The organism is Vibrio sp. HM8-C (genome assembly GCF_058630515.1).
The window spans coordinates 146,194-167,506 of the sequence record NZ_JBMMKS010000011.1 but is presented as its reverse complement, the minus strand read 5'-3'; the positions used below and the strand labels follow the sequence as shown (position 1 = coordinate 167,506).

The 21,313-nt window shown below is 43.7% G+C and carries 18 protein-coding genes; 8 read left to right on the top strand and 10 right to left on the bottom strand.

Annotation, left to right across the window (positions count from 1 at the left end):
- Nucleotides 1-22 precede the first annotated feature (22 nt).
- The 3 genes from ACOSVQ_RS13980 (at nt 23) to ACOSVQ_RS13970 (ending at nt 4,143) form a co-directional block, all read left to right on the top strand.
- Nucleotides 23-2,083 (top strand): EAL domain-containing protein, encoded by a 2,061-nt coding sequence (locus tag ACOSVQ_RS13980; RefSeq protein ID WP_491983139.1) that lies wholly within the window; start codon nt 23-25, stop codon nt 2,081-2,083.
- Between the two features lie 150 nt (nt 2,084-2,233).
- Entirely contained in the window at nt 2,234-3,247 is a 1,014-nt protein-coding gene (ubiU, locus tag ACOSVQ_RS13975) for a ubiquinone anaerobic biosynthesis protein UbiU (protein WP_491983138.1), read from the top strand.
- A 17-nt stretch (nt 3,248-3,264) separates the two neighbouring features.
- On the top strand, nt 3,265-4,143 hold the full coding sequence (locus ACOSVQ_RS13970; protein ID WP_491983137.1) for a U32 family peptidase: 879 nt from the start codon (nt 3,265-3,267) through the stop codon (nt 4,141-4,143).
- A 63-nt stretch (nt 4,144-4,206) separates the two neighbouring features.
- Here ACOSVQ_RS13970 and serB read toward each other — a convergent pair whose 3' ends face one another.
- Complete coding sequence (gene serB / locus ACOSVQ_RS13965; RefSeq protein WP_491983136.1) at nt 4,207-5,187, bottom strand: phosphoserine phosphatase; 981 nt, start codon at nt 5,185-5,187, stop codon at nt 4,207-4,209.
- 91 nt (nt 5,188-5,278) lie between these two features.
- Between serB and ACOSVQ_RS13960 the strand changes: the two genes are divergently transcribed.
- Complete coding sequence (locus ACOSVQ_RS13960; protein WP_491983135.1) at nt 5,279-5,884, top strand: YtjB family periplasmic protein; 606 nt, start codon at nt 5,279-5,281, stop codon at nt 5,882-5,884.
- A gap of 115 nt (nt 5,885-5,999) precedes the next feature.
- On the opposite strand, the gene deoD is transcribed toward ACOSVQ_RS13960, so the two are convergent.
- The 5 genes from deoD to ACOSVQ_RS13935 all read right to left on the bottom strand — a co-directional run bounded on the left by deoD (nt 6,000) and on the right by ACOSVQ_RS13935 (nt 12,131).
- Entirely contained in the window at nt 6,000-6,725 is a 726-nt protein-coding gene (gene deoD / locus ACOSVQ_RS13955) for a purine-nucleoside phosphorylase (protein ID WP_102940435.1), read from the bottom strand.
- 106 nt (nt 6,726-6,831) lie between these two features.
- Nucleotides 6,832-8,052: a phosphopentomutase gene (locus ACOSVQ_RS13950; protein WP_491983134.1), complete on the bottom strand. Its 1,221-nt coding sequence runs from the start codon at nt 8,050-8,052 to the stop codon at nt 6,832-6,834.
- Between the two features lie 32 nt (nt 8,053-8,084).
- The gene (gene deoA, locus ACOSVQ_RS13945) at nt 8,085-9,413 is read right to left on the bottom strand and encodes a thymidine phosphorylase (RefSeq protein ID WP_491983133.1); all 1,329 of its coding nucleotides are present in this window, start codon (nt 9,411-9,413) and stop codon (nt 8,085-8,087) included.
- A gap of 99 nt (nt 9,414-9,512) precedes the next feature.
- Nucleotides 9,513-10,292: a deoxyribose-phosphate aldolase gene (gene deoC / locus ACOSVQ_RS13940; protein ID WP_165312178.1), complete on the bottom strand. Its 780-nt coding sequence runs from the start codon at nt 10,290-10,292 to the stop codon at nt 9,513-9,515.
- A 564-nt stretch (nt 10,293-10,856) separates the two neighbouring features.
- Nucleotides 10,857-12,131 carry a NupC/NupG family nucleoside CNT transporter gene (locus ACOSVQ_RS13935; protein WP_491983132.1) on the bottom strand — a complete coding sequence of 425 codons (1,275 nt, stop codon included), beginning with the start codon at nt 12,129-12,131 and terminating at the stop codon, nt 10,857-10,859.
- A gap of 846 nt (nt 12,132-12,977) precedes the next feature.
- Between ACOSVQ_RS13935 and ACOSVQ_RS13930 the strand changes: the two genes are divergently transcribed.
- From ACOSVQ_RS13930 to ACOSVQ_RS13915, 4 genes are all read left to right on the top strand, one after another.
- Entirely contained in the window at nt 12,978-13,973 is a 996-nt protein-coding gene (locus tag ACOSVQ_RS13930; protein ID WP_491983131.1) for a BMP family lipoprotein, read from the top strand.
- Nucleotides 13,974-14,119: 146 nt separating this feature from the next.
- Nucleotides 14,120-15,688, top strand: coding sequence for an ABC transporter ATP-binding protein (locus tag ACOSVQ_RS13925; RefSeq protein WP_491983130.1), 1,569 nt, complete (start codon nt 14,120-14,122; stop codon nt 15,686-15,688).
- Nucleotides 15,685-16,797 (top strand): ABC transporter permease, encoded by a 1,113-nt coding sequence (locus ACOSVQ_RS13920; RefSeq protein WP_491983129.1) that lies wholly within the window; start codon nt 15,685-15,687, stop codon nt 16,795-16,797. The genes ACOSVQ_RS13925 and ACOSVQ_RS13920 overlap by 4 nt, the downstream gene beginning before the upstream one ends.
- A gap of 2 nt (nt 16,798-16,799) precedes the next feature.
- Complete coding sequence (locus tag ACOSVQ_RS13915) at nt 16,800-17,765, top strand: ABC transporter permease (RefSeq protein WP_491983128.1); 966 nt, start codon at nt 16,800-16,802, stop codon at nt 17,763-17,765.
- 67 nt (nt 17,766-17,832) lie between these two features.
- Here the strand turns inward: ACOSVQ_RS13915 and ACOSVQ_RS13910 are convergent, their stop codons facing one another.
- The 4 genes from ACOSVQ_RS13910 to ACOSVQ_RS13895 form a co-directional block, all read right to left on the bottom strand.
- Nucleotides 17,833-18,639 carry a TatD family hydrolase gene (locus ACOSVQ_RS13910; protein WP_491983127.1) on the bottom strand — a complete coding sequence of 269 codons (807 nt, stop codon included), beginning with the start codon at nt 18,637-18,639 and terminating at the stop codon, nt 17,833-17,835.
- On the bottom strand, nt 18,617-18,769 hold the full coding sequence (locus ACOSVQ_RS13905; RefSeq protein WP_491983126.1) for a DUF5363 family protein: 153 nt from the start codon (nt 18,767-18,769) through the stop codon (nt 18,617-18,619). The genes ACOSVQ_RS13910 and ACOSVQ_RS13905 overlap by 23 nt, the downstream gene beginning before the upstream one ends.
- Nucleotides 18,770-18,788: 19 nt before the next feature.
- Complete coding sequence (gene yaaA, locus ACOSVQ_RS13900) at nt 18,789-19,562, bottom strand: peroxide stress protein YaaA (RefSeq protein ID WP_491983125.1); 774 nt, start codon at nt 19,560-19,562, stop codon at nt 18,789-18,791.
- A 180-nt stretch (nt 19,563-19,742) separates the two neighbouring features.
- Complete coding sequence (locus ACOSVQ_RS13895; RefSeq protein ID WP_491983124.1) at nt 19,743-21,173, bottom strand: alanine/glycine:cation symporter family protein; 1,431 nt, start codon at nt 21,171-21,173, stop codon at nt 19,743-19,745.
- Between the last annotated feature and the right edge of the window lie 140 nt (nt 21,174-21,313).

The window sequence follows — 21,313 nt, the reverse complement described above, 5'->3', positions numbered from 1 at the left end:
AAACACAGTTGGTAGTTTCTTAATGCCGTCGCAAATGCCTTCGCAACATCTACAGCACTGGTTCGCAAAAATAACGTCTAATAGTCCGTTCTTTTTTGCCGTATTAGATGACCAACATAATTATGTCATGGTCAATGAGAGGTATTGTGATGTCTCAGGTTTAACCGCTGCTGAATTGGTTGGTATGAATGATTCGCAAATTCTTGGCGAACAATTTTACAACCATCTCAAAGGTTATTACTCAAGAGCATTCGCTGGCGAGACTCTAGAAGCAGAAATGACTCTCCATGATATCGACATGGAAATGAGCCTTCATTTCTCGCTCTCTCCTATTTTCAACGATAAGAAAGATGTGGATTACATTGTTTTCCATGCTATTGATACGTCTGAAAAACAAATTCTTATCCGCTCTCTGGAAGATTCTGAGAATAAATTTTCGACCCTTACCACTTTGTTGCCGGATGGCTTACTTTTGGTCGAAGATGATTTCATTATTTCAGCCAACCCTTCAGCTGCACGTTTACTAGGCTTTGAAGAGACTTCTGAGTTACTGGATGAAGAACTGTCACGCTTATTTGTTGATGAGAAAACCAAAGGCGTGTTTAACGCTAAGCTTGGTGAGCTACTAACTGAAAACCCATTGGTGTGTTTAACCGGCCCTCGCTGTGGTTTTGAACGTCGAGTTCAACTGCATGCTGGCACAACACAGATTTTGGGCAGCAATTCACAACTGATTTTAATTCAGGATGCGTCACAAGCGACAAAACAGCTTTCCGCTACCAGCCAAACCGATATTCATGTTGATTCATTAACGGGATTGTATAACCGTTTAGGCTTTACAAAGCGCCTAGAGCATTTAATTCAAAACGACACGCCACTGGTGATGTTGTATCTGGATATCGATAACTTTAAGAATATTAACGACTCTCTGGGTCACCATATTGGTGACAAAGTGATTCAGGAAGTGTCATCACGTCTAAAACGTTTACTGCCACAACAAGCCATTTTAGGGCATTTAGGTGGTGACGAGTTTGGTCTGATTCTTCCAGAACCTGAACATAACCGTTCGGCTGAAATGCTGGCGGAACGCATTATTTCTCTGATTAACCAACCGTTTGATTTGCATCACTTCAGCAAGCGATTAGCGTGTTCGATTGGTAGTGTGCAGTACCCTGGTGACGGTAACGACGCACGTATTTTGCTCCAAAATGCGGATACTGCGATGTATGAAGCGAAAGATCGTGGTCGAAATCGTCTGATCAAATTCCACGATCAGATGAACAAAGAAGCGCGTATGCGTCTTTGGCTAGAGATCGAACTGCAAAAAGCACTTCAACAGAATGGCTTAGAGGTGTGGTATCAGCCAAAAGTGAATGCTCGTGATTTCAGTGTGAACGGTGCAGAAGCTCTGGTTCGCTGGAAACATCCGGTTGAAGGCTACATTAGCCCAGCAGCGTTCATTCCTGTGGCAGAAAAAGCGGGTCTGATTGAACATCTTGGCCGCGTGGTTATGCGTGATGTTTTTGCGACGGTAAAACGTTGGAAACAACAAGGTATTTTACCGGGTCGAGTCGCTATCAACATCTCTCCAGAACAGTTTGGTAACCCACAGTTAATCGACTATTTGGAAAAACTGCTGCGTACCACTTCACTTGATCCTAGCTGTATCACTTTCGAACTGACTGAAAGTGCGGTGATGAGTGATAGTGAACACACATTGCAAATGCTTAACGCGATTAAGAAACTTGGCTTTAACCTTTCTATCGATGATTTCGGTACGGGCTATTCATCTCTGGCGTATTTAGCACGATTCCCTATTGATGAACTTAAGATTGACCGCGCTTTCATTACTGATATCGATACGCTACCTAAGCAGATCACCGTAATCGAAAACATCATTAACCTTGGTAGATCACTTAACTTATCTGTGGTTGCAGAAGGTGTTGAAACACAACAACAAGCTACCTTGTTATCCAATTTGAATTGTCACGCGATTCAGGGATTCCACTTCCACCGCCCACAGCCAAAACATGAAGTTGAAGAGTTATTTGCTAAACACCGTCGTCATCGCAAAGCTATCTAGCCTTTAAGCAGTAAATCAAAAGAAAATAAGCCATCACTCCAAATGAGTAAATTATTCCTTATTCACTGAAACCTGCCTTACATCAAATCGAAAAGCCTTGTTTATTCATAGAATATGGTCACTTTTTCATAAAAAATAAGTAACCGAGCAATGGAACTTCTCTGTCCAGCTGGTAATTTACCCGCACTTAAAACAGCCATTGATTGTGGTGCAGATGCCGTTTATATCGGCTTCAAAGACGACACCAATGCCCGCCACTTTGCAGGGTTGAATTTCACAGGCAACAAACTGAACAAAGCCGTTCAATACACTCATGACCATGGTAAAAAAATCCATGTCGCATTAAATACTTTTGCGCATCCAGATGGTTTTGAAAGATGGACTAATGCTGTTGATCAAGCTGCCGATCTCGGTATTGATGCTTTGATCGTCGCGGATGTCGCTATTCTTGATTACGCAGCGAACAAGTACCCAGATTTAGAATTACACCTTTCTGTTCAAGCGTCCGCCACTAACGTCAAAGCGGTGGAGTTTTACCACAACAATTTCAACGTGAAACGCGTCGTATTGCCACGCGTACTCTCTATTCATCAGGTAAAACAGCTGTCACGTAATATCCCAGAAGGTGTAGACCTTGAAGTGTTCGCTTTTGGTAGCTTATGCATCATGTCAGAAGGTCGCTGTTATCTATCCTCTTACATGACAGGTGAGTCACCAAACACGGTTGGTGCGTGCTCTCCGGCTAAATACGTACGCTGGCAAGAAACTGAATCAGGCCTAGAGTCTCGACTCAATGAAATACTGATTGATAAGTACGCTACGGGCGAAAATGCAGGTTACCCAACCCTATGTAAAGGCCGTTTTATTGCCGATATTGATGGTGAACAAAAACGCTACCATGCATTAGAAGAGCCAACCAGTCTCAACACCCTTTCACTCCTACCAGAGCTTTTCGCAGCAAATGTCGCTTCCGTAAAAATAGAAGGACGTCAGCGCAGCCCTGCTTATGTAGAACAAGTGACTCGTACATGGCGCGCCGCAATTGACCGCTACCTTGCTACTCCTGATAGCTATCACGTAGAAAGTGCTTGGGACGCCACACTTGCCAATGTTTCTGAAGGCACACAAACCACACTCGGTGCATATCACCGAAAATGGCAATAAGTAGTAAGGGGGAAAATATGAAATACGCATTAGGCCCGCTACTGTACTTCTGGCCAAAACAAGACGTCGAAAGCTTCTATCAACAAGCAAAAGAAAGCAGCGCAGACATCATTTACCTTGGTGAAACCGTCTGTTCCAAGCGTCGTGAAATGAAGCCTCAACACTGGTTTGAGATTGCTAAAGAACTCTCATCTACTGGTAAACAGGTCGTACTTTCAACCATGGCATTGTTGGAAGCGCCAAGTGAAATTAACGTATTAAAAAAATACATTGATAACGGTGATTTCGCCATTGAGGCTAACGATGTATCTGCCATTCAGATGGCACACGAAAAAGGCTTACCTTTCGTCGTCGGCCCAGCAGTAAACACCTACAACGCATACGCACTGAAGATATTCTTAAAGCAAGGTATGACTCGTTGGTGTATGCCTGTCGAACTTTCGCGAGATTGGCTCAACAACGTTTTAAATCAGTGTGAAAAAATCGGTATCCGTAGTCAATTTGAAGTAGAAGTGTTTAGTCACGGATATTTGCCACTGGCTTATTCTGCTCGCTGTTTTACTGCGAGAGCTGAGAACAGAGCGAAAGATGAGTGTGAAACCTGTTGTATCAAGTACCCAACAGGTATTCAGGTAAACAGTCAGGAAGGGCAATCCGTGTTTAATTTAAACGGCATTCAAACCCAATCAGGATATTGCTATAACCTGATGAATGACTTACCCAGTATGGAAGGGTTAGTTGATGTGGTTCGTTTGAGTCCGCTAGGTGTAGAAACTTTCCACCACCTCAGTAAATTCAAACAAAACGAACACGGCGCACACCCAACCAAGTTAGAAAATCAGCAGTGCAACGGTTACTGGCATCAATTAGCAGGCTTAGAAGTTAAGAACATCTGATTGATACTAAAAATAAAAAGCGAGGTTCTAGCCTCGCTTTTTTATTTGTTATCTATCGCCATTTTATGGCTTGCTTTGCCAGCTAATTTTCTGATGCTTAACAAGACCGGCGGACAGTATGCACAGCACACCACCCAAACCAGCAAAACGAACTGCCGTCTGGGCTTTGGCTTCTACTTTTGGTTTTGCGTGGAATGCAACACCAAGACCCGCAGCTTCCATCATCACTAAATCATTTGCACCATCTCCAACGGCAACGGTGTTATGCATTTCAATGTCAAATTGAGTCGCAAGCTCTTCAACGATGTCAGCTTTAGTTTGAGCCGTTACGACATCGCCAAGTACTTTGCCTGTCAGTTTGCCGTTAACAATTTCCAAAGTATTTGATTGAGCATGATCTAAGTTGAGTAGCGCTTTTAGATGATCAGAGAAGTAAGTGAAGCCACCAGATGCAATAGCGGTCTTCCAGCCAAAGGCTTGTAATGTTTCAACCAACTCTTCTAGCTCTTCCATCAAAGGCAAGGTTGAACGCACTGATTCCAAAATCGATTCATCAGCACCGCTAAGTTTACCCACTCGTTGGCGTAAACTTTGTTCGAAATCGAGTTCACCTTGCATGGCACGCTCTGTGACTTCGGCTACTTCATCACCCACACCTGCTAGTTTGGCGATTTCATCGATACACTCAATCTTGATTGCCGTAGAGTCCATATCCATCACAATCAAACCTGGTTTTGATAAATCAGGCACTTCATTGATTCGTGCGTAATCTAAACCTAAACCTTGTATGATTTTCTCGTGTTCACTGGTCAACTCACCTGACATCAGAGCCACTTCATAAGGCCCAACTTTCCAAGCATCAACGATAGCGTTGTAATAACCCGTATAGAAATCAATGTCTTCAAACTGCTGCGCAGTTAAGAAATCCCCAAAAACAATCCAACTTGCTTTGCTTTTGTCTAATTGAAGAGATAAACGGGTTTCAGGCAGACGATTGATAAGAGACGTATGTTTTTTAATAGGTAGCATATATAAGGCATCCATGTCTTTGTATAAGCAGACGTTACCCTATTGCAATTTAAAAACGCAAGTCTCAATATGTGCAAAGTCTGATTTTCTTTGGATTAAAACGCTTATGGACGGTTCTTTGTTCTCCTTTCGTATGGTAATTCGCCTATTAACCTTACTGCTGCTGATTGGCATGTTCGTTATTACGATCAAAAACAGCGTTGTGATTAGTAAAGGTAACGAACGGATTCAAGCTAACCAGCTAGAAACCCTTACTAAAGTATTGATTACTCAAGCCTCACTCACTGCGGGCAGAAGTATTGCTGAGCAAGACCAAGAGCGTCTGTTAAACCTCACCAATCAATTAGCTCAAGATCGCTTAGTATTTGATGCAACAATTTATGATTCTGAAGGTGTAAAACTGGCTTCAAGTGACTCCGCGCTGAGCGTTAGAGAAGTACTTGGCTTAGATACACCGTTACAAACTGCGAGCATTGGCCGCCAGCAACTTGTAGAGCCAGTGATGCACGATGGTAACCTGATCGGTTTTGTGCGTATTACATTCGAAACAGGTAAGGTGACAGCGATTTCTGACCACCACTACCGTAAGAGCGATCGCTACATGTACTTGATGGTACTAATGAGTTTTATCAGTGGCGTGTTGTTCACTCTGCTATTGAAACGCAAATCAAAGCCGAAAGGTGAAAACCTACTGCTGCAAAACGCAGAATAAAGCCTACATTCAGGAGTGCGGTGAACCTTACTTCAATACATTCAGCCACAGCGACTCATAAAAAAACCTCAGCCAGGGCTGAGGTTTTTTGTTTGATTCATTTGAGATAAGAGGCTTAGTAACCTTCTTGATCACCAATCAATACCGAATCTAGAGCGATAAGCATCATGTCGTTGAACGTAGTTTGGCGCTCTTCAGAAGTAGTCGCTTCACCAGTTTTGATATGGTCAGATACAGTACAGATAGTCAGAGCTTTTGCACCGTATTCAGCAGCAACGCCGTAGATACCAGCGGCTTCCATTTCAACACCAACGATACCGTATTTGTCCATTACATCGAACATCGATGGATCTGGCGTGTAGAACAGTTCAGCAGAGAATAGGTTACCCACTTTCACGTCGATACCGCGTGCTTTTGCAGCTTCTTCCGCCGCTTTCACCATTTTGTAGTCTGCGATTGCAGCAAAGTCGTGATCTTTAAAGCGGATACGGTTCACTTTAGAATCTGTACAAGCACCCATGCCGATAACCACATCACGTACTTTGATATCTTCGTTCACTGCACCACAGCTACCTACACGAATCACTTTCTTCACGCCGTAATCTTTGATTAGCTCTGTTACATAGATAGAACATGAAGGGATACCCATACCGTGGCCCATCACAGAGATCTTACGACCTTTGTAAGTACCAGTGAAACCGTACATATTACGTACATCACACACTTGCACCACGTCTTCTAGGAAGGTTTCAGCAATGTATTTCGCACGTAGCGGGTCACCCGGCATTAGTACTACGTCAGCGAAAGCGCCCATTTCAGCATTAATATGAGGAGTAGCCATTATCTTATTCCTTATGATGTTAGGTGTTTTGTTTAACACCTGTACCAAACTGATGATTGGGGCTTGAACGCTGTCTCTTTAAGACAGCGTTCAAGCCCCCAAGAAATTACAAAAAGTTCTTACCGTATTCCATTGGTGAAATACCAAAGTAGCTTGCGAGGCTTTGACCGATATCGGCGAATGTTTCACGACGGCCTAATGAGCCAGGTGCTACTTTCTTACCGTAAACAATCACAGGGATATGCTCACGAGTATGGTCAGTACCCTGCCATGTTGGGTCACAACCGTGGTCAGCCGTTAGAATCAGCACATCATCTTCTTGCATTAATTCTAGAACTTCAGGCAGACGCTCATCAAAATATTCTAGTGCTGCTGCATAGCCTGCTACGTCGCGGCGGTGGCCGTAAGCAGAGTCAAAATCGACGAAGTTAGTGAAAACAATAGTGTCATCACCCGCTTGTTGGATTTGATCTAATGTTGCTTCAAACAGCGCTGGTATACCGGTAGCTTTAACTTTCTTAGTGATACCGCAGTTTGCGTAGATGTCTGCGATCTTACCGATAGACACAACGTTACCTTGCTTCTCTTCAACCAGTTTTTGAAGAACAGTTGCTGAAGGTGGCTCAACAGAAAGGTCACGACGGTTACCTGTACGTTCAAATTGACCTTTACCTGCACCAATAAATGGACGAGCAATAACACGACCAATGTTGTAGTCCGCTAATTCTTCACGGGCAATTTGGCAAAGCTCAAGTAAGCGGTCTAGGCCAAAGGTCTCTTCGTGGCAGGCAATTTGGAATACTGAGTCAGCAGAAGTATAGAAGATTGGCTTGCCAGTCTTCATATGTTCTTCACCTAAATCATCCAGAACCTGCGTACCAGAAGCGTGACAGTTACCTAGGAAATCATCCAAACCTGCGCGAGCGAGAATGCGATCAGTCAGCTCTTTAGGGAAACTGTTTTGTTTGTCCGTGAAATAGCCCCATTCAAACAGAACAGGAACACCAGCAATTTCCCAGTGACCAGATGGCGTGTCCTTACCAGAAGACAGCTCAGCCGCATGACCATAAGCACCGATGATGTCTGCTTTATCATCCAGTCCAGGCGCAAAACGACCTGTAGACTCTTTGTGCGCCATTGCAAGACCAAGCTTAGATAGGTTTGGTAATGTAAGTGGACCTTTACGATTAGCGTTATCCGCTAGACCTTGCGCACATTGATCAGCAATGTGACCTAATGTATCTGCGCCAACGTCACCAAAATCTTTTGCATCAGCCGTTTCGCCGATACCAAATGAATCTAAAACTAAAATAAATGCTCTTTTCATAACTATTTCCTCACAACTCTTTCTTCAATGTATTACACGTCTTCTGCACGGATCTGACGGTAAACATCAGGAGTTGGGACGTATTCACCACCGACTTTAATCGCATTTTGTAGTGCGTTTGCCGCTTCTTGCCACTGCTCTTCACTACGCGCGTGAATGAACGCTAACGGTTTGTTGCTATCTGCAACTTCACCAAGGCGAATGAAGTTATCAAAGCCTACTGCGTAATCGATAGAATCTGTTGCTACACGACGACCACCGCCCATACCAACTACAGCCATGCCAATCGCACGAGTATCCATAGCCGATACCACACCCGATTGCGCTGCATAAACAGGTTTGATGATTTGAGCTTTATCTAAGTAGTTTTCGTAGTTTTCAACGAAGTCTGCTGGGCCGCCAAGCCCTGCAACCATCTTACCAAAGCGCTCTGCTGCTTGACCGTTGTCTAGTACAGCTTGCAGTTTTTGACGAGCTTCAACGCTGTCTTTCGCAAGCTTTCCTAGCACCAACATTTCCGCACAAGAAGCCATAGTCACTTCAAGTAGACGAGGGTTACGGTATTCGCCCGTTAGGAAACGAACCGCTTCACGTACTTCCACAGCGTTACCCGCAGAAGAAGCCAATACTTGGTTCATATCCGTTAAAATTGCCGTTGTTTTGGTGCCAGCACCATTTGCAACCGCTACGATAGATTTTGCTAATTCTTCTGACGCTTCATAAGTTGGCATAAAGGCGCCAGAACCTACTTTCACGTCCATCACTAATGATTCAAGACCTGCTGCTAGTTTCTTCGAAAGAATAGAAGCTGTAATCAGAGAGATATTATCAACGGTTGCCGTGATATCGCGCGTAGCGTACACACGCTTATCAGCCGGCGCTAAATCACCAGTCTGACCGATAATTGCCACACCAGCTTGCTTGGTTACTAGACCAAACACTTCATTAGTCGGAGTAATGTTGTAACCAGGGATAGACTCTAATTTATCAAGAGTACCGCCGGTATGACCTAAACCGCGACCAGAGATCATCGGAACATAACCACCGCAAGCCGCAACCATTGCGCCTAACATCAGTGAAGTTACGTCACCCACACCACCTGTCGAGTGTTTATCTACAATCGGTCCATCGAAGTTCATATGACTCCAATCGATAACCATGCCTGAATCGCGCATTGCACACGTCAGTGCGATACGCTCCGGCATTGTCATTTCACGGAAGAATACAGCCATTGCAAATGCTGCAATTTGTCCTTCAGAAACCGTGTTTTTAGCCACACCTTGAATGAAGAAGTTGATCTCTTCTGTGGTAAGGATTTCACCATCACGTTTTCTGCGAATAATTTCTTGAGGTAAATACATTAGTGCCTCCCTAGCCCCGAACCAATTGGATGGGTAACTATGGTTTTTGCTATTTAGAAATGAAGATGGCGCTAAGCGCCATCTTGTAAAACAGAACGATTAGTACGCTGCTGGATCAGCTTTCTCGTTTGTCACTTCTAATGTATTTAGTAGGTTTGTTAGCAAGCTTGACGCACCGAAACGGTAGTGACGGCTATCAACCCAGTTGTCACCTAAGATTTCGTCAGCCATTGCTAGGTAATCACTAGCATCTTGAGCTGTACGAACACCGCCCGCAGGTTTGAAACCAACAGTTGCAGCTACGTTCATGTCACGAATTACTTCTAACATCATACGAGCGTATTCCGGTGTTGCGTTCACAGGCACTTTACCCGTTGACGTTTTGATGAAGTCTGCACCCGCTTCGATACAGATTTGTGAAGCTTTCTTGATCAATGCTTCTTCTTTTAACTCACCAGTTTCGATGATTACTTTAAGAAGAACATCAGAACCACAAGCTTCTTTACATTGTTTAACTAAGTCGAAGCCTACTTTCTCGTTACCAGCGATTAGAGCGCGGTAAGGGAAAACTACGTCTACCTCGTCAGCACCGTATGCTACTGCCGCTTTTGTTTCAGCCACTGCAATTTCCACATCATCATTACCGTGTGGGAAGTTAGTTACTGTAGCGATACGAACTTCTGGTGTGCCTTGCTCACGAAGGGTCTTCTTAGCAATAGGAATAAAGCGAGGGTAGATACAGATTGCAGCTGTGTTACCAACTGGGCTTTTTGCATCATGACAAAGTTGGATTACTTTCGCATCCGTGTCATCGTCATTCAGTGTTGTTAAGTCCATCAGTTTAAGTGCACGTAGTGCTGCTGCTTTTAAATCGCTCATTTCTAACTCCGATCAATATATTCAATTAGTTCACTACCAAGGCGACTGTCATACGTCTATTTTGATAGCCACAAATGAACGGACTTGGTTCCTTGAAGACTCGGTGACTGTTTAAAGTTCACCAATTGCTATCCTTGTCACCGCACAGTACCCATTTGGGTCTATGGCACAACAATCTGTGATTGCGGTGTCTTACAGTTTCAGTTTCAGGCAGTTTCAGTTTTAGACATGATCTGTTTTAGACATTAGCTGCCTTTCAAAAACACCGTTGTAGTTAACCTATCCAATTGGCTTCACAACGTCGTTTTGAGATTCGCTTACTTCCTTCGGCAAGTGAATACAGTATAGATATTTATCACAAAACTGTAGTCCCAATCGAAGAGCAAACGGTTTGTATCTCAAAAATGGTCAAATTCTGACAACCTTGAGACACAAGGCTTTTCAATGCAATCCATTACAAAAAATCACTCTTTGTCATGCCCTGAAAAGCAAAAACACCCCGCAGCAATATTCTTGCTACGGGGTGAGATTAAATGGCGTCTATATATCGTTCTCTAAATCGAATTAGAAAGAGATAAAGAAGCCAGCAATTGTTGCAGCCATCAAGTTAGATAGCGTACCAGCAATAACTGCTTTGATACCCATACGAGCGATGTCGTGACGACGAGACGGAGCTAAGCCACCTAGACCACCTAGTAGAATCGCGATAGAAGATAGGTTTGCGAAACCACATAGTGCGAATGAGATGATTGCTTGAGTCTTCTCAGACATTACTTGACCAGTTGCCGCAACAACTTGTGCATTTTCACCCACGTAAGGTACGAAGTTCAGGTAAGCAACGAATTCGTTCACAACAGTCTTCTGACCGATGAATGAACCAGCGATTGTTGCTTCTTCCCATGGCACACCGATAACGAATGCAAGAGGAGCAAATACCCAACCAAGGATAAGTTCTAGAGTTAGTCCAGGCATACCGAACCAACCACCTAGACCACCTAGGATACCGTTTAGAAGAGCGATCAAACCGATGAATGCAATTAGCATTGCACCAACGTTTAGAGCAAGTTGTAGACCTGCTGCTGCACCGCCCGCTGCTGCGTCGATAACGTTAGCTGGTTTGTCGTCGCCGCCTTCAAGAGCGTCTTCAATGTTCTCTTGTGGTTGATCAACTTCAGGGAATAGGATCTTAGCGAACAGTAGACCACCTGGTGCTGCCATGAATGACGCTGCAACTAGGTATTCTAGTGGAACACCCATTGACGCATAGCCTGCAAGTACACCACCAGCAACAGAAGCTAAACCACCACACATTACCGCGAACAGCTCAGATTGAGTCATTTTTGGAACAAATGGGCGAACAACTAGTGGAGCCTCAGTTTGACCAACGAAAATGTTAGCTGCTGCAGACATAGATTCTGCGCGAGATGTGCCTAGAGCTTTCTGTAGACCACCACCAAGAATCTTAATTACCCATTGCATAATGCCTAGGTAGTAAAGAACTGAGATTAGTGCTGAGAAGAAAATTAGTGTTGGAAGAACACGGAAAGCGAAGATGAAACCACCGCCACCGAATACTTCGAACATCTTGTCAGAAACAAGACCACCGAATAAGAAAGAAGTACCGTCATTACCGTAGTTAATAACGTTAGATACGCCATTTGAGAAACCAGCAAGTAGATCGCGGCCCCATGGGACGTAAAGTACAAATGCACCTAGTGCAAATTGGATAGCGAATGCGCCACCCACCGTTCTTAAATTAATAGCTTTGCGGTTATTTGAAAGTAGTACTGCGATTGCAAGTAAAACGATCATACCGACTAGGCTCATAAACGTACTCATAGTTTATGGCTTCCTTATAGTTTAATTTGGCGTGTTAAACATTGGGTTGTTTTCGGGGTGCGATTATACGCATCTCCCACCTCAAAAAGTAATATATGCATCACGCATTTTTAGGCAATAAGTACACATTACATTCAAAAATAAGAAGCAAGTCACAATAAACCCTCAAAAATGGTAGTTTGAAGCCTTAGTAGAAACATCTCGCCAACAAATTGTAGTCCAAATACGACAAATTGCTGCAACCGTTTGCTCATAAAAGAAGCGTGCACATTTATAAACTTTAGAACCACATTAACTACATTTACCTACCAAATTAACCATAAATTTTGATTTTAACGAAAACGAAAACATGAGTGTTTCATCACACTTGAATGTTACATTTTTCATTCATCTGCTCTACAAATTTGTATTTTTCTCCACATTCAACACTGTACCAATTGGAAACAATTCATTTCATACACATCGCTAATAAGTTGGCTTACGATTTGCTTAGTGACCAATCCGCAGCGAAAACAGCGGAGAACAAAGCAAACATTTATCTTGTTTGCACTATTTTGGTGACTTAAATCACAAAAATGGTGAGCCTAATTTCTTGTAAATGCTTGGAATTAACAAAAAAACATACATTTTTGGCTAATTAGTTTCTTCTTTTACAAAAAAATGTGATTTGGTGTGAGGTATTCGACTTTTTTTTGCAGCGCAAACGATAAACTTATACACGATCAAACTTGCTCACCAATAATTCATTCAAACTATTGATATTTTGTTTTTGGGTTTGTTCGACTTTTGTTAAGGGTCAGCAGTCTCTCGTCTAGTACAGTGGTATTGCAACATAGGTATATAACAGTGAAAAAATCTATTATAAAAATCTCAGCACTTGCTTTAGCGATCTCTTCATTTCACGTTTTCGCAGAAGCAAAACCAGCCGTAATTTATGATACAGCGGGTAAATTCGATAAATCGTTCAACGAAGCGGTATATCAAAATGGTGTGAAAGTTATGGCAGCGGAAGGTACTGAAGTTCGCGAATTTGAACCTCAAAACGAGGCTCAACGTGAACAAGGTCTTCGCCGTCTTGCAAGCCGCGGTTTTAGCCCAATTGTTGCAGTAGGCTTTAATATGGCGTCAGCTGTAGAAAAAGTAGCAACTGAGTTCCCAGACATTCACTTCACAATTCTTGACTCAGTTGTTGATAAGCCAAACGTACAATCTATCGTATTCAAAGAGCACGAAGGTTCATTCCTTGTAGGTGCACTTGCAGCTAAAGCGTCTAAGTCAGGCGTAGTTGGCTTCGTTGGTGGTATGGATATTCCTCTAATCCGTAAATTCCAATGTGGTTACGAGCAAGGTGCTAAATACACAAACCCAAGCATCACTGTTCTACAAAACATGACAGGTTCAACTCCAGCAGCGTTTGCTGACCCTGCAAAAGGTTCTGAGCTTGCTAAATCTCAATTCTCTAAAGGTGTTGACGTAATTTATGCAGCAGCTGGCGGTACAGGTCTAGGTGTTTACCAAGCAGCGAAAGATGCTGGCAAACTGGCAATAGGTGTTGACTCAAACCAAAACCACCTACAACCAGGCACTATGCTAACTTCAATGGTTAAGCTAGTAGGTGCAGCTTCAGTTGAAACTTGGAAAGAAGAGATGAACGGTACTTGGCAACCAGGTATCAAAGCTCTAGGTCTTAAAGAGAATGCTGTTGACTGGGCATACGATGACAACAACAAATCTCTAATTACTGACGAAATGAAAGCTTACATGGATACTCTTAAAGCTGACATCATCGCAGGCAAAATCAAGATTCACGACTACATGTCTGACAATAAGTGTGAGTACTAATTTAGTCCTCTACACTTAGTTAAAACAATACGTTCCATTTGGAAATGTAATACGCCGCTGCTTGCTCAGCGGCGTATGATTTTATTTGGCTGCGCTTTAAGCGCATCCATTTGAATATGGCCTTAATTAGTTCAGGAAGTTTTTACGTGACGCAATCTCAAAACTATGCCATCGAGCTTAAAAAAATCGATAAACGCTTTGGTGCCGTTCACGCGAATAAAGCTATCGATTTAAAAGTTCCAGCAGGCACAATTCACGGCATTATCGGTGAAAATGGCGCTGGTAAATCCACCTTGATGAGCATCATTTACGGTTTTTATCACCCAAACTCAGGTGAGATGTTTGTCGATGGCAAACCATACAGCCCTAGTAACTCTCAAGAAGCGATTGCAGCGGGAATCGGCATGGTTCACCAACACTTCATGTTGGTTGATACCTTCACGGTTCTTGAAAACGTTGTTCTCGGCGCAGAGTCTGGCTGGAAATTAGAAGACAGCATCAAAGCTGCAAGAAAGAAGCTACACCAAATTGAAAAAGACTACGGCCTAGATGTCCCTCTCGATAAATTGGTTGGTGACCTACCAGTTGGCTTACAACAGCGAGTAGAGATCCTTAAAGCACTTTATCGCGATGCAAAACTTCTAATTCTTGATGAGCCTACAGGTGTATTGACTCCTCAAGAAGCCGATCACTTGTTTGCGATTCTGGACAAACTCCGTAGCCAAGGCACCACAGTTATCATCATCACGCACAAACTGCGTGAGGTACTCGCTATTACCGACAACATTTCGGTGATGCGCCAAGGCCAAATGGTTGCCGATGTAAAAACTTCAGAGACAAATCGTGAAGAACTTGCCGAACTGATGGTTGGACGTAAAGTTCGCTTAAAAGTCGATAAATCAGAAGCAAAACCGGCGAAAGAGCTACTTAAGGTGAACAACCTTAGTTATGTGGATCACAGCGGTGTTAAACGCGTGAAAGATATCAGCTTCTCAGTCCGTGCAGGTGAACTGGTCGGCATTGCTGGCGTATCTGGTAACGGTCAATCCGAAATCTTGTCTTTGCTATCTGGCATCTTGAAGCCAACATCCGGTAGTTTTGAACTCAATGGACATACCATTTCTGTCGATAAACCGGCAGATCCTCAGCAGGTTAGAGCTATGGGTGTCGGTCATATTCCTGAAGATCGCCACAAACAAGGCTTAATCAATAAATTTGAAGCTCAAGAAGCTTACATCTTGGGTTACCACAATCTACCGAAATACAACAAAGGCCTGCTGCAAGACAAAGCTGCAATTTCGAGAATTTGCCAAGAGAACATGGATAAATGGGACGTTCGTCCAAATGACATCCATCTGAAAACGGCAAATTTCTCTGGTGGTAACCAGCAAAAATTGGTTATTGCCCGTGAGATGGAAGAGAACCCAGATGTTCTTTTGATCGGCCAACCAACCCGTGGTGTAGACATCGGTGCAATTGAATACATCCACCAACAAATTATAGCTAGCCGCGATTCTGGCAAAGCTGTGTTGTTAGTTTCCGTTGAATTGGATGAAATCCTCAGTCTTGCAGATCGTATTCTGGTTGTCTTTGATGGCGCAATCGTTGGTGAGCTGCAAGCTCATCAAGCAGATGAAAAAACACTAGGTCTAATGATGGCGAATATCGTTCCAGACCACATAAAAGAGAGCATTGCCCAAGGAGAGACCGCATGAGTCAGGCAAAAGTGCCCGCTTGGGTAACCATTGCGCTGTTACCGGCGATTAACGTATTAGTCGCATTTTTAGTTTCAGCTTTATTGTTTATTTATATTGATATCAACCCATTAGACGCTATCAAAGTCATGTGGACAGGTGCTTTCGGCTACGCTGAAGGTATCGGATATACCCTTTACTACACAACCGGCTTTATCTTCACTGGTCTAGCGGTTGCAGTGGCTTACCATGCAGGCCTATTCAACATCGGTGTGGAAGGTCAGGCATACATAGGTGGCCTTGGCGTTGGGATCATCTGTTTAACCTTGGGCGAGTACGCTCCTTGGTATGTTGTATTTCCTGTCGCGGTTATCGCTGGCGGTGCTTTTGGTGCAGCTTGGGCGTTCATTCCTGCTTATTTACAGGCAAAACGTGGTTCGCACATCGTAATCACAACCATCATGTTTAACTTTATCGCAGCTTCTCTGATGGCATACCTGCTCGTTGATATTCTTAAGCCAGAAACAACAATGGCAACGGAAAGTCGCGTGTTTGCACAAGGCAGCTGGCTGCCGAAAATGCACGAGTTGTTCGCGGTGTTCGGTATTAATGTTGCGCCAAGTCCACTCAACATCAGTTTCATTTTTGCTTTGATTTGCTGCGTGTTTGTTTGGCTCTTTATTTGGCACTCACGTTGGGGCTATGAAATTCGCTCTATCGGCGCGAATGCTTCAGCTGCGTCTTACGCGGGTATCAACTATCTCAAGATAGTTGTGATCACTATGCTGCTTTCAGGCATGTTGGCTGGCTTCTTTGGTATTAACGTACTGCAAGGTGAACTTCACCAGATCAAGCTGAACTTCGTAGAAGGTTTCGGCTTTACTGGTATCGCGGTGGCTCTGATGGGACGAAACCACCCTGTGGGTGTTGTTTTCGCAAGCTTGCTGTTTGGCTTCTTGTATCAAGGTGGTGCGGAACTGAGTTTCGATTATGGTGTTGACCGTAACATCGTTGTTGTACTGCAAGGTCTGGTCATTCTTTTCTCTGGTGCGCTTGAGTACATGTTCAAACCTTCAATTGAACGCATTTATCTGCGCTTATTTGGCAAACAAGAACATGGAGTTGCGTAATCATGTTTGAAACCATCATTTTAATGGCTGACGCCACCATTCGTGTAGCGACTCCGCTGATTCTAGCTGCTCTTGCAGGTATGTTTAGTGAGCGTTCCGGCGTGGTAAACATCGCTCTAGAAGGTAAGCTTCTGGCAGCGGCTTTCTCAGGTGCAGCAACAGCGTACATCACAGGCTCTGCTTGGTTAGGTGTTTGTGCGGGTGTACTCGTCTCTATTCTGCTTGCTCTATTGCATGGCTTTGCTTCGATTACTCACCGTGGTGACCAAGTGGTAAGCGGCATGGCAATCAACATTTTGGCGACAGGCTTAACTGTGACCCTTGGACGTTACTGGTTTAATCAGGGCGGTCAAACACCAGCGCTTTCTGGTGATGCTCGCTTTGCACCAATCTCTTTACCGGGTGCAGATGCGCTACAAGATACACCTGTAATTGGCCTACTCTACTCTGAACTAATCAGTGGTCACTCAATCATTGAGTATGTGGCTTTAGCTGCGGTTCCTCTGTCTTGGTATGTGCTGTTCAAAACTCGTTTTGGTTTACGCTTAAGAGCAGTGGGTGATTCACCAGCGGCTGTCGATACTGCCGGTATCTCAGTGGCAGGCATGCGTTATAGCGCTATGGTGATCTGTGGATTGCTAGTCGGTTTAGCGGGCGTTTATCTTTCTGTTGGTCAAACAGCGCAGTTCATTCCGAACATGAGTGCAGGTAAAGGTTATATGGCTCTAGCGGCGCTTATTTTTGGTAAGTGGCGTCCATTCACAGCGATGGGTGCATGTTTGCTGTTTGGCTTCCTAGATGCGTTAGCTATTCGTCTGCAAGGTGTGAGCATTGGTGATTTCCCAATCCCAGTTCAAGCCATTGAAGCACTACCTTATATCTTGACCGTATTCTTACTGGCTGGATTTATTGGCAAAGCAATTGCTCCTAAAGCGATTGGTGTTCCATACACCAAAGAGCGCGAGTAGTGATTAAATTGATCATCACATCAGCAAATTAATTTTAAGGGAGCGAATTTCGCTCCCTTTTTTTAAACTATTCATCATTCATTCGAAACAGTTCGAGGCTATTTGCCCATAGCTGCGATGCCAGTTGCTCTTGGTCTTCATCTCTCAGTAGTGCCAATTCTTCTAATACATGAATGAGATATTTGGGATGATTTGCCAATCCTTGTCTGCCACATAGCGGCATATCTGGCGCATCGGTTTCTAAAACCAGAGCTTCTATCGGTAACTGACGGATAGCTTGCCGAGTTTTATTTGCACGAGGGTAAGTAATCACTCCGCCTACACCGATTTTAAATCCTAGGTCGATAAACTGCTTTGCTTGCTGTTCACTACCTGAAAAAGCATGCAATACGCCACCTTGTGTAAATCGCTGTTGTTTGATTAGTTGCAGTAATCGGTTATGTGTTTTTCGACTGTGCAAAATGATAGGAAGACGAGCGTGTTGCGCTATGGATAATTGAGCAATAAAAACACGCTCTTGAAGCAATGAATTGGCCTCAACCATGGCATCTAACCCACACTCGCCGACGGCAACACAAGAGCTTTCTCGCAGTGCTAATTCATCTTCTAACAGTTGTAACTGTTCATCAGAAAATTGTTCAAGAAAATAAGGATGAAAACCGAGGGCATATCGAAGGGTTGCTGGGTATTGTGCTGCGATATTTTTCACTCGCAGCCAATTAGAAAGACCAACAGATGGAATAAGGATTTTATCTACCTGAGCATGCGTTGCTGCTGAGATTTGATCCGAAAACGACGTTGTAAACTCATCAAAATCAAAGTGGCAATGGGTGTCAAATAGCCTCAGCTTATTATTTATCGCTGTCTTTGCCATGAGTCGGTTCTTTATCATGGATAGGATCTTTACGATAAGGAACACAGCAACGTTTTTGATCTGGCGTTAATCCCATGCTTTGACACCAATCGTCATAGCGTGCTAACCATTTTTTAAACCAAGTTAACATAACAACCTCATCTATAGGCTTATTGTTCTTCTCGTTTGAATACAAGCTCAGTTGCTGTCGATTCTGCGGCACAGAAGTAGTAACCCGCAGTGTCAAAGGCTTCCAGTTGCTTAACCGAGTCAATGCGGTTTTCAATAATATAGCGCGCCATCATGCCACGTGCCTTTTTAGCAAAGAAGCTGATGACTTTGTATTGGCCGTTTTTACAGTCTTTGAAAACTGGTGTAATCACTTGAGCATCTAATGTTTTCGGTTTTACTGCTTTGAAATATTCATTAGAAGCCAAATTGATCAATACCTTATCGCCTTGAGCATTGATCGCTTCATTGAGCTTATTGGTAATAATGTTGCCCCAGAATTGGTACAAGTTGCTACCACGTTCATTACCCAGTTTAGTACCCATTTCTAAGCGGTAAGGCTGCATAAGATCGAGAGGCTTTAACAGACCGTATAGACCAGACAGAATACGCAAATGCGTTTGTGCGTAATCTAAATCGTCTTCAGACAAGGTTTCAGCTTCTAAACCTGTGTAGACATCCCCTTTAAATGCAAAAATCGCTGGGCGTGAGTTATCGGGCGTGAAGGTTTCTGTCCACTGCTCAAATCGCGCTACGTTCAATCCTGCAATTTTATCGCTCACTTTCATTAAGTCGGCGATATCTGCTGGCGTTAGCATGCGACATACTTTGATCAGTTCTGCGGAATGAGACGTCAACTCAGGCTGAGTAAAGCGAGTTGTCGGCAATGGCGATTCATAATCCAAGGTTTTTGCTGGAGAGACCACTATAAGCATAAGGTTTCCTTAATAAATTCTGTTGAGCTGGCTTTTTATTACCTTTGCCCATAGCTTACAAAAAAAGCCATGCAGTGTCTGCAGGGCTTTTCCAATCTATAGCATCGGCGCTGTCTATTAGTTGTCAACTTTCCAGTAGTAGCGCCGCTATTTATGAATCGATAACTGACCCAAACCAATCTATTTGGCTTTTGATTGTTCCCAAATACCGTCTTCTAGTTGAGATTTCAATTCTGGGTAATCATTGGCGTTGAATGTCGGTACTTTGCCTGCATCCAATTGGCGGTTGTAGTCTTTAGCGAGCTTAATCACAGTGCCAGACAGAAGTAGAATCGCAATCAGGTTCACAATTGCCATCAAGCCCATTGAAACGTCCGCCATAGCCCAAACAGTAGGCAAAGTTGCTAATGCGCCGAACATCACCATCGCAAGGAAAATCAAACGAAATACCACCAAGCCTTTCTTATTGTTGTGTTCAAGGAAAACTAGGTTGGTTTCTGCATAGGAGTAGTTGGCAATGATTGAAGTAAATGCGAAGAAGAAAATCGCCATCGCAATGAAGATTCCACCCCAGTCACCCACTTGTGAACTTAACGCACGTTGAGTCAATTCAATTCCCGTAATTTCACCGTGAGGAACGTACTCACCAGAAACAAGGATGATAGCCATTGTTGCTGAACAGATAACGATGGTATCGACAAACACGCCCAGCATTTGTACATAACCTTGAGAAGCCGGATGAGGCGGATACGGTGTAGCAGAAGCCGCAGCGTTAGGAGCTGAGCCCATACCAGCTTCGTTGGAGAATAAACCACGTTTAACGCCGTTAATCATTGCTTGAGCGATAGCATAGCCAAGTCCACCAGCTGCTGCTTGTTCAAAACCAAAAGCGCTTTTAATGATAAGAGAGAATACCGCAGGTACTTTCTCAATATTCATAAACACAACGACTAGCGCAATCGCTAAATACGCTATCGCCATGAACGGAACGATAAGCTCAGCAGTACGGGCAATTTTACGGATACCACCGAAAATAACGAACGCTGTTAGCAGCACAATACCAACGCCGACCATCATAGGGTCAAAACCAAATGCATTGTTCATCGCATTAGAAATCGAGTTAGCTTGTACTGCGTTAAACACTAAGCCGAATGCAATGATAAGGAAAACCGAGAAAAGCACACCCATCCAGCGCATGCCTAGACCTTTCTCCATGTAGTATGCAGGTCCACCACGGTAGTTACCGTCTTTGTCACGAGACTTGTAAAGCTGCGCTAGAGTACTTTCAGCAAATGACGTTGCCATACCTAGCATAGCGGTCATCCACATCCAGAAAATTGCGCCAGGGCCACCAACCGTAAGTGCAACGGCAACACCCGCCATGTTACCTGTGCCTACACGTGCAGCAAGGCTGGTACAAAGTGCTTGGAAAGAAGAAATACCAGCTGTATCGGCTTTGCGGCTATTTTTCAGTACGCTGAACATATGGCCAAAATGACGAAATTGAATAAAGCCTAAACGTAGTGTGAAATAGATACCCACACCAACGAGTAGATACACAAGTATCGAACCCCATAGCAGGTCGTTCATTAGGTTAATTAAGTCTGTCACAAGAACCTCTAAATAGAGTCAATAGTAGAACCTGAATATAAAAGTTAACACTTTAGCTACACGTTCGCTGGCTGCGAAATGCTTTTATTATGATGTGTCATTCAGGAGATTGGAGATACCCTTTCAGATTAGGTATCAAT